This window comes from Coprococcus sp. AF21-14LB, assembly GCF_003458885.1.
Taxonomy (GTDB): Bacteria; Bacillota; Clostridia; order Lachnospirales; family Lachnospiraceae; genus UBA9414.
Window position 1 is genome coordinate 44312 of sequence record NZ_QRVX01000014.1, and the last position, 12511, is coordinate 56822.

9 protein-coding genes and 3 pseudogenes are annotated in these 12511 nt (G+C 41.8%); 11 read left to right on the top strand and 1 reads right to left on the bottom strand.

Annotated features, from left to right (window positions below; translation table 11 throughout):
• Nucleotides 1–181 precede the first annotated feature (181 nt).
• From DWX73_RS05395 to guaB, 11 genes and pseudogenes are all read left to right on the top strand, one after another.
• Nucleotides 182–1722: pseudogene (locus DWX73_RS05395) on the top strand (YifB family Mg chelatase-like AAA ATPase).
• Complete coding sequence (gene dprA / locus DWX73_RS05400) at nt 1719–2504, top strand: DNA-processing protein DprA (RefSeq protein ID WP_330413493.1); 786 nt, start codon at nt 1719–1721, stop codon at nt 2502–2504. The pseudogene DWX73_RS05395 and the gene dprA overlap by 4 nt, the downstream one beginning before the upstream one ends.
• A 59-nt stretch (nt 2505–2563) precedes the next feature.
• Entirely contained in the window at nt 2564–2806 is a 243-nt protein-coding gene (locus tag DWX73_RS14795; protein ID WP_330413494.1) for a hypothetical protein, read from the top strand.
• Between the two features lie 24 nt (nt 2807–2830).
• On the top strand, nt 2831–4903 hold the full coding sequence (gene topA / locus DWX73_RS05405; RefSeq protein ID WP_118347593.1) for a type I DNA topoisomerase: 2073 nt from the start codon (nt 2831–2833) through the stop codon (nt 4901–4903).
• Nucleotides 4904–4988: 85 nt separating this feature from the next.
• Nucleotides 4989–5774: a GTP-sensing pleiotropic transcriptional regulator CodY gene (gene codY, locus DWX73_RS05410; protein WP_118347595.1), complete on the top strand. Its 786-nt coding sequence runs from the start codon at nt 4989–4991 to the stop codon at nt 5772–5774.
• An 84-nt stretch (nt 5775–5858) separates the two neighbouring features.
• Entirely contained in the window at nt 5859–6176 is a 318-nt protein-coding gene (locus tag DWX73_RS05415) for a hypothetical protein (protein WP_118347597.1), read from the top strand.
• Nucleotides 6177–6284: 108 nt separating this feature from the next.
• Nucleotides 6285–6569, top strand: coding sequence for a co-chaperone GroES (gene groES, locus DWX73_RS05420; RefSeq protein WP_118347599.1), 285 nt, complete (start codon nt 6285–6287; stop codon nt 6567–6569).
• Nucleotides 6570–6652: 83 nt separating this feature from the next.
• Nucleotides 6653–8275 (top strand): chaperonin GroEL, encoded by a 1623-nt coding sequence (gene groL / locus DWX73_RS05425; RefSeq protein ID WP_118347601.1) that lies wholly within the window; start codon nt 6653–6655, stop codon nt 8273–8275.
• Between the two features lie 49 nt (nt 8276–8324).
• A pseudogene (locus DWX73_RS05435) lies at nt 8325–8998 on the top strand (gamma-glutamyl-gamma-aminobutyrate hydrolase family protein).
• Nucleotides 8999–9040: 42 nt separating this feature from the next.
• Nucleotides 9041–9529: a DUF6106 family protein gene (locus tag DWX73_RS05440; protein ID WP_118347607.1), complete on the top strand. Its 489-nt coding sequence runs from the start codon at nt 9041–9043 to the stop codon at nt 9527–9529.
• A gap of 89 nt (nt 9530–9618) precedes the next feature.
• Nucleotides 9619–11070, top strand: a complete 1452-nt coding sequence (guaB, locus tag DWX73_RS05445; protein WP_118347609.1) for an IMP dehydrogenase — start codon at nt 9619–9621, stop codon at nt 11068–11070.
• 147 nt (nt 11071–11217) lie between these two features.
• Here the strand turns inward: guaB and DWX73_RS05450 are convergent.
• Nucleotides 11218–12384, bottom strand: a pseudogene (locus DWX73_RS05450) (IS1182 family transposase); the annotation flags it as partial.
• Nucleotides 12385–12511: the final 127 nt, after the last annotated feature.

Sequence of the window (12511 nt, forward strand, 5' to 3'; positions counted from 1 at the left end):
GAAAATGCTTGGGATATCATTGCACTGTATTAGAATCTATGATAATATGAACCCATATCTTCATATCCGGCGGGTGATTCTTATCACATTTCTGAATTTGACAATTCTACGTCTTCTGAGAGTTCTTATAGCAGCCGGATCATCCAGATGAAAAATAGAATCAGGAAAGGAGCTGACTGAAATTATGTTCAGTAAAGTGACAACGGCTGTACTGCATGGACTTAGGGTAAAGTTTGTTCAGGCAGAAGCAGATGTCAGCAATGGGCTTCCGGTATTTCATATGGTAGGGTATCTGTCATCGGAAGTCAAAGAAGCAAGTGAGCGGGTACGCTCTGCCATTCGCCATACGGGGTATCTGCTTCCTGCTAAAAGAATTGTTGTGAATTTATCGCCGGCAAATCTGCGAAAAAAAGGATCTTCATTTGATCTTCCGGTGGCAATAGCAGTTCTTCAGCAATGGGGATAAGGATTCCCATTGCAGAAACAGGGGAACTATTGTGGATAGGAGAGCTTGGACTTGATGGAGAGATCAGAAAGGTACCGGGAATTCTGCCAATTGTAGATGAGGCAAAAAAACAGGGGATTTCACTTTGCGTTGTTCCGAAAGAGAATGAAGAAGAAGCGGGACTTGTTGAGGGAATTCAGGTGATTGGACTTTCGCATTTGCAGGAGGTAATGGAGGAAAATCTTATTGGAAGATCTCCGGCGAAGAAATGTATGTTATACCAGCGACCACTTTATCCGGACTTTTCAGATATTGCGGGACAGGAAGCAGTAAAGCGCGCCATTGAGGTGGCAGTGGCAGGAGGACATAATATTTTGTTTCTCGGACCGCCGGGGGCAGGTAAAACAATGCTGGCTAAGCGGATTCCGGGAATTTTGCCTCCGCTTACAAGAGAGGAGAGTATTGAGCTTACAAAAATTTACAGCGTACTTGGAAGGGTATCTTCAGAACAGCCGCTTATAGAAGAAAGGCCGTTCCGGGAAGTTCATCATACTGCTTCCAAACCGGCGCTGCTTGGCGGAGGACAGACGCCTCTGCCCGGAGAAATCAGTATGGCGCACAAAGGTGTTCTGTTTTTGGATGAATTAGCAGAATTTGACAAAGCAGTTCTGGAAGTCCTTCGGCAACCGTTAGAATCAAAGGAAGTGCGGCTGATCAGAACACAGGGTACCTATGTATATCCGGCAGATTTTATTCTTGTCGGAGCCATGAATCCCTGTCCTTGCGGATGTTATCCGGATCTAAACAGATGTATGTGTACACCTGCCCAGATTCAGAATTATCTTGGAAAGATTAGCCAGCCATTTCTGGACAGAATCGATATTTGTATTGAAGTCCCAAAAGTTACCTACGAATCTTTGAGGGGAGAACTGTATACGCCAAAAGAGCGGGACTCTGCCAGAATGCGAAAGCGGATTTGTGCAGCAAGAGAGATACAAAAGCAGCGATTTCTAAAAAATGCTTATGATGTGAATGCATTATTGGAGCCGGGAGACATGAACAGATACTGCAATCTTGGAATCGCAGAAGAAAAATTAATGGGACAGGCATTTCAGGCATATGGAATGACAGCAAGAACATACCATAAAGTATTGAAGGTTGCCAGAACAATTGCAGATCTTGAAGGAGAGAATAGGATAAGAGCTGTTCATTTAAAAGAGGCTATCGGCTACCGGACACTGGATAAAAAATACTGGGGAAGGCAGGGGATGAGATGAAATATGAATATTGGTTTGGAACACTTCCCGGAATTTCGCCTGCGAGAAAATTCGCAATCCGTTCAGCAGTTTCGTCAGCAGCCGTGCTGTATAAAACAAAAGAGTTTCATACACTGGGAATCTGTTTGAAGGAGAAAGAGATTTTAGCAATCCGGGACGGACAGAAACGCTGTGATAAGGAAATACTGAATCAAAATCTGGAGGAGCTGCACAGGAAACAAATATATTTTCTGAGGCGGGGGACAAAAGAATATCCAAAACGGCTTTCAAGTATTTCTGCGCCGCCCTATCTTCTTTATGTAAAAGGAAAACTCCCGGAGGAGGAAATGCCGGCGGCTGCTGTAGTTGGAGCCAGAAGCTGTACTGCCTATGGGCGGCAATCTGCAGAAAACTTTGCCGTCAGCCTTTCGCGGCATGGCGTTCTGCTCGTAAGTGGAATGGCGCTTGGAATAGATGGCGCAGCACAGCGAGGGGCTTTAAAAGCGGGAGGAAAGACAATTGCAGTATTGGGATGTGGTGTGGATCTCTGTTACCCAAGAGAACATATAGGACTGTATCAGGATATCCTTGATACAGGGGGAGCGATTATTTCAGAATACCCTCCGGGTACACCGCCGCTTCCACAGAATTTTCCTGCACGCAACAGGATTATCAGTGGTTTGTCGGATGTAGTTCTTGTAATGGAAGCTCGTCAAAAGAGTGGATCACTGATTACTGCAGATATGGCGCTTGAACAGGGGAAAGATGTGTATGCCTTCCGGGACCGATTAGCAGTAGCCTGAGCAGAGGGTGTCATCAGCTCATACAGCAAGGGGCCGGAATATTATTATCTCCGGAAGAATTGCTGGAAGAACTGGAATTTGGAAGCCGTAATTTATATGGAAAAATAAAAGAAACCAAAATAAAGCTTGAAAGTCATCTTGATTTGGTGTATAGTTGTCTCGGCTTCTGCCAGAAAGGACTGCAGCAGATTGTAGAGGAAACAGAGCTTCCGGTTCAGACAGTAATCGGAGCATTGACAGATTTGACACTGCAGGGATATGCAGAAGAGATTTCAAAAAATTATTATGTAAAATGTATATAGAAACCGTAAGGAGGTTTATATGATATGGCACGGTATCTAGTGATCGTAGAGTCACCGGCGAAAGTGAAAACAATCAAAAAATTTTTGGGAAGCAATTATGTTGTTACAGCGTCCAACGGACATGTAAGGGATCTCCCAAAGAGCCAGCTTGGAATCGATGTAGAACATGATTTTGAACCTAAATATATTACTATTCGCGGAAAAGGAGATATTCTTGCAAATCTGCGTAAAGAGGTAAAAAAAGCAGATAAAGTATTTCTTGCAACTGACCCTGACCGGGAGGGAGAAGCAATTGCATGGCATTTGTCAAAAGCGCTGAAGCTGGATGATAAGAAAATGTTTCGAATCAGTTTTAACGAGATTACGAAAAGTGCCGTGAAAGCTTCTATTAAGGAAGCGCGGGAAATTGATATGGATCTTGTAGATGCACAGCAGGCAAGACGTGCTCTGGACCGCATCGTTGGATATCGGATCAGCCCGTTATTATGGGCAAAAGTAAAAAGGGGATTAAGTGCAGGACGTGTTCAGTCCGTTGCTCTTCGCATCATTGCAGATCGTGAAGAAGAAATAGATGCATTTATTCCGGAAGAATATTGGACACTGGATGCAGAACTCGCAGTAAAAGGAGAAAGAAAGCATCTTCAGGCTAAGTTTTATGGCAAAGAAAAAGAGAAGATTACCATTCGTTCAAAAGAAGAGCTGGATCGCATCGTAAAAGAAGTGGAAGGAGAAACCTTCCGGGTGGCAGATGTGAAGAAAGGAGAACGGAGCCAGAAACCTCCGGTACCGTTTACAACAAGTACACTCCAGCAGGAAGCGTCGAAAGTATTGAATTTTGCAACGCAGAAAACAATGAGGATCGCGCAGCAGCTGTATGAAGGAATTGATTTGAAAGGGAATGGAACCGTTGGTCTGATCACATATCTGCGTACAGATTCTACCCGTGTATCGGAAGAAGCAGATGAAAATACAAGAAAATATGTATCTGAAGTTTATGGAGAAGCATTTGTAACAGAAGGACAGAAGAAAAAAGAAGACGGGAAGAAAATCCAGGATGCACATGAGGCAATCCGTCCGACTGATGTGACGAGAACGCCGGCATCGGTAAAGGAATCGCTTTCAAGAGACCAGTTCCGTTTGTACCAGTTGATCTGGAAACGATTCGTAGCAAGCCGTATGGCTCCGGCAAAATTTGAGACAACATCGGTTAAAATTGCTGCGGGAGAATACCGTTTCCAAGTATCTGCATCCAGAGTAGCGTTTGAAGGTTTCCGGGAAGTTTATGTGGAATCCGGAGAAGAAAAGGCAGAGAACAATGTATTACTGAAATCGCTGGATGTTTCTTCGGAACTGACAAAGAAACAGTTGGATGCAAAACAGCATTTTACACAGCCGCCGGCACATTATACAGAAGCTGCGCTTGTAAAAGCTCTGGAAGAACTGGGAATTGGACGGCCTAGTACATACGCGCCGACGATTTCTACGATTATTGCAAGACGTTATGTAGCAAAAGAAAATAAAAATCTGTATTTAACAGAGCTTGGCGATGTAGTCAATCATATTATGAAGCAATCATTCCCGAGCATTGTAGATGTGAATTTTACTGCTTATATGGAAGGGCTTCTTGACATGGTGGCAGAAGGGAAAGTAGAGTGGAAGAGTGTGATCAGTAATTTCTATCCGGATCTGGATGCAGCTGTCCAACAGGCAGAAAAGGAGTTGGAGAGTGTTAAGATTGAAGATGAAGTAACAGATGTTATTTGTGAAGAATGCGGAAGAAATATGGTTATCAAATATGGTCCTCACGGGAAATTCCTGGCATGTCCGGGATTTCCGGAATGCCGCAATACGAAACCTTATCTTGAGAAGATCGGAGTCGCATGTCCGCTCTGTGGAAAAGAAGTTGTTGTCCGGAAAACAAAAAAAGGACGGCGTTATTACGGTTGTGAAGACAATCCGGAGTGTGAATTTATGTCATGGCAGAAGCCATATTCTGAAAAATGTCCGAAGTGTGGAAGCTATATGACAGAAAAGGGAAGTAAAGTTGTGTGCAGTAATTCAAATTGTGGATTTGTTGGAATAAAAGAAAATAAATAGCAAATTGCATTGAAATTGCATAAATTGTGTGCTAACATAAATTTTGTGAGACGAATATGTTTATGGATTGAAGATGGAGGCAGTTATGAGTGTACAACTATTAGATAAAACTAGAAAGATTAATAAATTACTTCACAACAATAATTCCAGCAAGGTAGTGTTTAATGATATCTGTAAAGTACTGACAGAGATCTTACGGTCAAATGTACTTGTTATCAGTAAAAAGGGTAAGGTACTCGGTGTCAGCTTTTGCGAGAATGTAGGTGTGATCGAGGAACTTTTGGAAGAAGAAGTAGGAACACATATTGATGAGATGCTGAATGAGCGTCTTCTGAATGTGTTGTCTACGAAAGAGAATGTGAATCTGGAAACACTGGGATTTTCTGCTGAGAGTACAAAAGGATATCAGGGAATCATTACGCCGATTGATATTGCAGGAGAACGCCTCGGTACGCTTTTTATGTATAAATGTAATGAGCTGTATGAGATTGATGATATTATTCTGAGTGAGTACGGAACAACCGTTGTCGGACTTGAGATGCTTCGTTCTGTGAATGAAGAAAGTGCAGAAGAGGCGCGCAAAGAGCAGATTGTACAGTCTGCTATCAGTACGCTGTCATTCTCAGAATTGGAAGCGATCATTCATATTTTTGATGAACTTGGTGGTTCTGAGGGAATTCTTGTAGCGAGCAAAATTGCAGACAGAGTCGGTATTACACGCTCCGTTATTGTGAATGCGCTTCGCAAGTTCGAAAGTGCGGGTGTGATTGAGTCTCGTTCTTCCGGAATGAAAGGAACCTATATTCGAGTTGTGAATGATTATATTTTCCAGGAACTAGAACAGATTAAGCGTGAAAAGAAGTTGAAATAAAGAAAGAGAAGGGTGTTCCGGGTAATATGAAAAGGACACCCTTTTCTTGTTTGAGGATATTTATGGAACAGAGGAGGTGCAAAGATGTTTAAGAAAGGACCGGCGCAACTTATAATGGCGCGAAGTTTTGGAGAAAATGCTGCAATTGATGAAACGGTATACGAATGTGAACTGCTTCGGTATGAGAAGAGAAGTGAGTGCATATATCTGTTATTGAAGGAGGATATGCTGACGGAAATTTCCCAAGATGCTCTTTACCGCTGCCGGCTGGAGGAAAATGATACGCTTTGTGAAGTGATCGGATGTATCCGGGAGAGGTACTGCAGTGAGGAAGGAAATATTCTGGAATTTAAAATCGAAAATGGTGTCTATCTGGTAAATGGAGAGCAAAATATAAAATAAACATAAACTAGGTTGACAAAGTGAAAACAGAGTGCTATTTTATTACTAGAATAATTTAGCACTCGTTTTAAATGAGTGCTAATAGAATAGATTAAGGAGGAATTCAACATGAAATTAGTACCTTTAGGTGACAGAGTTGTATTAAAACAGTTAGAGGCAGAAGAGACAACAAAATCCGGGATTGTACTTCCTGGCCAGACAAAAGAGAAGCCACAGCAGGCTGAAGTTGTTGCAGTAGGACCGGGCGGCGTTGTTGATGGTAAGGAAGTTGAAATGGCAGTGAAGGTAGGAGATCAGGTAATCTATTCCAAATATGCAGGAACAGAAGTAGAGCTTGAGAAAGAAGAGTACATTATCGTAAGACAGAGCGATATTCTTGCAGTAGTTCAATAAGGAGCAGAATCGCAGATTATTGCAGCAATTTGTATAGAAATAAAAAACAGAATGTAAATGCAGAATAAAAGGAGGCCTTTACCGTGGCAAAGGAAATTAAATTTGGAGCAGACGCAAGAACAGCATTAGAAGCAGGTGTAAATCAGCTTGCAAATACAGTAAGAGTAACATTGGGACCAAAAGGAAGAAATGTTGTTTTAGACAAATCTTTCGGAGCTCCGCTGATTACAAATGATGGTGTAACAATTGCAAAAGAAATCGAGCTTGAAGATGCATTTGAAAATATGGGTGCACAGCTGATTCGTGAAGTTGCATCTAAAACAAACGATGTAGCCGGAGATGGTACAACAACAGCAACAGTACTTGCACAGGCAATGGTTCATGAAGGAATGAAGAACCTGGCAGCAGGGGCGAACCCGATCATTTTAAGAAAGGGAATGAAAAAAGCGACAGAGACAGCTGTAGAAGCGATTGCAAAGATGAGCAGCAAAGTAAATGGCAAAGATCAGATTGCAAGAGTAGCAGCAATTTCTGCTTCTGACGATGAAGTTGGCCAGATGGTTGCAGACGCAATGGAAAAAGTTTCTAACGATGGTGTCATTACAATTGAAGAATCTAAAACAATGAAGACAGAGCTGGATCTTGTAGAAGGTATGCAGTTCGACAGAGGATATATTTCTGCATACATGGCAACGGATATGGAGAAAATGGAAGCAACACTGGAAGATCCATATATCCTGATCACAGATAAGAAGATTTCCAATATTCAGGATATCCTTCCGCTGTTAGAACAGGTTGTACAGTCAGGAGCAAAACTTCTGATTATTGCAGAAGATGTAGAAGGTGAAGCGCTTACAACATTAATTGTAAATAAACTGCGCGGAACATTTAATGTAGTTGCAGTAAAGGCTCCGGGATATGGTGACAGAAGAAAAGCAATGCTTGAAGATATCGCAATTCTGACAGGTGGTCAGGTAATCTCTGATGAACTTGGACTTGATCTGAAAGAGACAACACTTGATCAGCTTGGACGTGCAAAATCTGTTAAAGTACAGAAAGAAAATACAGTGATCGTAGACGGATGCGGAGAGAAAGAAGCAATCAACGCACGGATCGCACAGATGAAAGCACAGATTGAAGAGACAACATCTGAATTTGATAAAGAAAAATTACAGGAAAGACTTGCAAAGATGGCAGGTGGAGTAGCTGTAATCCGCGTAGGAGCTGCAACAGAAACAGAAATGAAAGAAGCAAAACTTCGTATGGAAGATGCGCTTGCAGCAACAAGAGCAGCAGTAGAAGAAGGAATTATCGCAGGCGGCGGTTCTGCTTATATCCATGCATCAAAAGAAGTTTCAAAACTGGCAGAGACATTATCAGGAGATGAAAGAACAGGTGCAAATGTTGTTCTGAAAGCTCTGGAGGCTCCATTATTCCATATTGCAGCAAATGCCGGATTAGAAGGCGCTGTAATTATTAACAGAGTAAGAGAAAGCGAACCGGGAACAGGTTTTGATGCATATAAAGAAGAATATGTAGATATGGTAAAAGCAGGTATTCTGGATCCGGCTAAAGTAACAAGAAGTGCACTTCAGAATGCAACAAGTGTAGCATCTACATTATTGACAACAGAATCTGTTGTAGCAAATATTAAAGAAGAGACACCGGCAATGCCAGCAGGCGCTCCGGGAATGGGTATGATGTAATATGAGAAAGCCAGTGATCTTAATATCGTCGGCTTCCAATGAAAATGAGATGAAATTGAAAGGCGCAGTTCGTGAACTGCGTCTTTCAAGAGCATATGGAGATGCTATTTCAGCAGCAGGCGGTGTACCGGTGTTGTCAGCAGAACAAAATGCAGAAGAGTTGGCAGAGGTGTGTGACGGACTGTTGTTATCTGGCGGAGATGATATTGAGCCGGAACTGTTCGGAGAAGCGAAGCTGAATGCCAGTGTAAAATTGGACCCGGCAAGAACAGACAATGAATACGCGCTTATAGAGCATTTCGCAGAAGAGAGAAGCCGGTTTTTGGAATCTGTCGGGGATTTCAATTGTTAAATGTGTATTATGGAGGCAGCCTGTATCAGGATATGACGGTGCAGAAAGGCTGGTTTCATATGGTGCCGCATCTTCTCCATGATATCACGTGTGACAGGAATAGTATTCTCGGGGAGCTTTATGGGGAACAGGTCCAAGTAAATAGTACGCATCATCAAGGAATCTGCAAACTTGGAGAAGGACTGCGTCCAACAGCATGGTCAGAGAATGGTCAGCTGATTGAGGCGTGGGAACATGAACAAGAGCCGGTCTTTGGCGTTCAATTTCATCCTGAACGAATGACCGGAAAGTACAAATGGGAAGAGATGCATGATTTTTCTGGTTTATTTGCGTACTATATTGATTTTGTAAAGAAATCTATGATATACTAATATCAAACCGCATGGCGGTAAATAACAGCGGAGGAAGTTTCAATGAGTGACTTTTATACAGAACAGCTGATACGACGGAAAACACCGATCACAAGCATACTTCTAGTATCTGTCTGTGGAGCGTTTACGATTATATCAGTTCTTTCTATGTTGATTTTGCCATTTGGTCTGTTAATTACGGCAGCGTTGGGAGCGCTAACATATTTCGTGCATCGCAGCGTGAATCTTGAATTTGAATACTTATATGTGAACGGAGATTTGGACATTGATAAGATCATGGCTAAGACGAAGCGAAAAAAAGTATTTTCCTGTAATATGAGAGATCTCGAAGTAATCGCACCGCAGGGAGCACCGGAATTAAGACCATTTGCAAATCTGAAAGCAAAAGATTTCAGTTCTAATTGTCCGGATCATAAGAAATATGAAATGATTCTTGTGAGTGAAGGCGAAAAGCATCGAATTATCTTTGAACCGAATAAGACCATTCTTGATGGAATCAGAATGATTGCACCTAGAAAAGTTATTATGTAGCTGGAAAGGGTATTGACATTAATTATTAATTTTGTTAATATCCTTTTTAAATATTTATCACAAAAGAGAGACGAAGGAGGATTTAAATCATGGGAAAAATAATCGGAGAGGGTATTACATTTGATGATGTTCTTCTGGTACCGGCATATTCAGAGGTAATTCCGAACCAGGTTGATGTTACCACTAATTTAACAAAGAAAATCTGTCTGAACATTCCAATGATGAGCGCTGGAATGGATACTGTTACAGAACACCGTATGGCAATTGCAATGGCTCGTCAGGGTGGTATTGGAATTATCCATAAGAATATGAGCATTGAGGCGCAGGCAGATGAAGTAGATAAAGTAAAAAGATCAGAGAATGGCGTTATTACAGATCCGTTTTCACTGTCACCGGAACATACGCTTGCAGATGCGAATGAACTGATGGCAAAATATCGTATTTCAGGTGTGCCGATTACCGAAGGTAAGAAATTAGTTGGAATTATTACAAACCGTGATTTAAAATTCGAAGAAGACTTTACAAAGAAAATCAAAGAATCCATGACTTCTGAAGGACTGATTACAGCGCTGGAAGGAACAACTTTGGATGAAGCAAAGAGAATTCTTGCGAAGGCAAGAAAAGAGAAACTTCCGATTGTAGATAAAGATTTTAATCTGAAAGGCTTAATTACTATTAAAGATATTGAAAAACAGATTAAATATCCACTGTCTGCGAAAGATGATCAGGGACGTCTGCTTTGTGGAGCAGCAGTTGGTATTACAGCAAATTGTTTAGAGCGTGTAGAAGCATTGGTAAAGGCACATGTAGATGTGATCGTACTGGACTCTGCACACGGACATTCTGCGAATGTAATCCGTTCTGTGAAGATGATTAAGGAAGCTTATCCGGATCTCCAGGTCATCGCAGGAAATGTAGCAACAGGTGAGGCAACAAGAGCACTGATCGAAGCCGGTGTAGATGCAGTAAAAGTCGGCATCGGACCTGGATCTATTTGTACAACTCGTGTTGTTGCAGGTATCGGTGTTCCGCAGGTGTCTGCAATTATGGATTGCTACGCTGCAGCAAAAGAATATGGTATTCCGATCATTGCTGATGGTGGTATTAAGTATTCAGGAGATATGACAAAAGCAATTGCAGCAGGTGCCAATGTCTGCATGATGGGAAGTATTTTTGCCGGATGTGATGAGAGCCCTGGAACATTTGAATTATATCAGGGAAGAAAATACAAAGTATATCGTGGTATGGGATCAATCGCAGCAATGGAGAACGGAAGTAAAGATCGTTATTTCCAGGCAGACGCGAAGAAGCTTGTTCCGGAAGGTGTAGAAGGTCGTGTGGCTTATAAAGGAACAGTAGAAGATACTGTATTCCAGTTAATGGGCGGCCTGCGTTCCGGTATGGGATATTGCGGTACACCTACGATTGAAGAATTAAAAGAGCGTGGACAGTTTGTGAAGATTTCAGCGGCATCTCTGAAAGAAAGTCATCCGCATGATATCCAGATCACAAAAGAAGCTCCAAACTATAGCAGCAATTAATAGAACAGGGAAAACAGGATTCTTCGGAATCCTGTTCAGACTGTAGACAAAGTGGCTCTAGGGCGTAAACCCTAGAGCCATTTTTCTTCTCTGTAATCGTAGATTGTTCAAAACAAGTGAAAAAGATGATTTTAGTGTATCTTTAAGTCCCCATTCCTGCTTGATTTTTGCCAGTTTCTTTAAATTCATGCACGCAAAAGTTAGCCCGACTTTCATTTCCATTCGGGCTTTGCCATACATTTGCGTATATCGTAATCCGTGGTTTTCCTTTGCTGTTCCAAAGATTCTTTCTATCGTTTCCTTTCGGAGGGCATACAAATCTTTCATTCCCAAAGTCTGCCTGATATCTTCGCACATTTCCATGTAAGGTTCCCACACATGTCTGGTAATTGTTTTGACATGATCTTTACTTTCTGTACACTGTGCTAAGTAAGGACATGTTGCACAGGTTGGTCCACAGCTTTTGTATTCTCGGTATCCGTCTCTGTTTGTTGTGCGGTATTCTAATGTCTTATTATTCGGACAGATATAGCAATCATAGTATTCATCATATGCATACTCATATTTCTTAAAGAAGCCTTCTTTCGTCATGGGACGTTTATAAGGCAGTAATGGTTTGATGCCATCATCTATGAGTAACTTTGCGATTGCTGGCGTTTTATATCCTGCATCTGCTATCAGTGTTTCGATACCGATATCTTTTATCTTGTCATAAAGACCTTTAAAAGTTCTGCTGTCATGCTGATTTCCTGGGTTAATTGTGTAGCCAAGAATCCATCCATTCTTATCACATGCTGTTTCTACTGCGTATGCAAATACATTTTTATGCTCACCCTTACGGAACCATCCGCTTTCCGGGTCTGTGGTACTGCTTTTGATTGTTTTGGTGTCCTTGGGAATATCATCTGTGAATTCCTTCGGGTCACCTCCGGAAGATGGAGTGATATCATCGTCATTCTTATCATCATCTTTTTCTTTGAGCGGCTTCTTTCCGTGGGCTTGCCTGTCTTCGTTGATTTCTTTCTTCAGAAGTTCTTCATAAAAAAGTGCTTCCTTATTAGCAATTCGTTTTTGCATCTTTTTGTTGTTTGCACGAGCCTTTACATGTGTCGCATCCACAAAGACTTCGGTCGGGTCCACCAGCTTAAATTTGTAACACTCCATTAGAATATGGGAAAAAATCTGTTCAAAAAGGTCTGTATCCTTGAAACGTCTGGTATAGTTTTTCCCGAAGGTTGAAAAGTGGGGAACCTTGTCCATCATGTCCAATCTAAGAAACCAGCGGTATGCTACATTTACTTCGATTTTGCTCAAGTGAGATAAAGAAGTAAAAGAAGTGTAAAAAATTTTGCCGTTCCTATCCGGCACTTGCGCATTGTGTCGGATAGGTCGGGCGGTTATTCGGGCAAGTCCACCTTGCCAACAAAAGAATAATAAATCT

Excerpts from the sequence above, each read along its gene's own strand:
- dprA (WP_330413493.1), top strand. The coding sequence starts at position 1,719 with ATGAAATATGAATATTGGTTTGGAACACTTCCCGGAATTTCGCCTGCG.
- topA (WP_118347593.1), top strand. The coding sequence starts at position 2,831 with ATGGCACGGTATCTAGTGATCGTAGAGTCACCGGCGAAAGTGAAAACA.
- codY (WP_118347595.1), top strand. The coding sequence starts at position 4,989 with ATGAGTGTACAACTATTAGATAAAACTAGAAAGATTAATAAATTACTT.
- DWX73_RS05415 (WP_118347597.1), top strand. The coding sequence starts at position 5,859 with ATGTTTAAGAAAGGACCGGCGCAACTTATAATGGCGCGAAGTTTTGGA.
- groES (WP_118347599.1), top strand. The coding sequence starts at position 6,285 with ATGAAATTAGTACCTTTAGGTGACAGAGTTGTATTAAAACAGTTAGAG.
- DWX73_RS05440 (WP_118347607.1), top strand. The coding sequence starts at position 9,041 with ATGAGTGACTTTTATACAGAACAGCTGATACGACGGAAAACACCGATC.
- guaB (WP_118347609.1), top strand. The coding sequence starts at position 9,619 with ATGGGAAAAATAATCGGAGAGGGTATTACATTTGATGATGTTCTTCTG.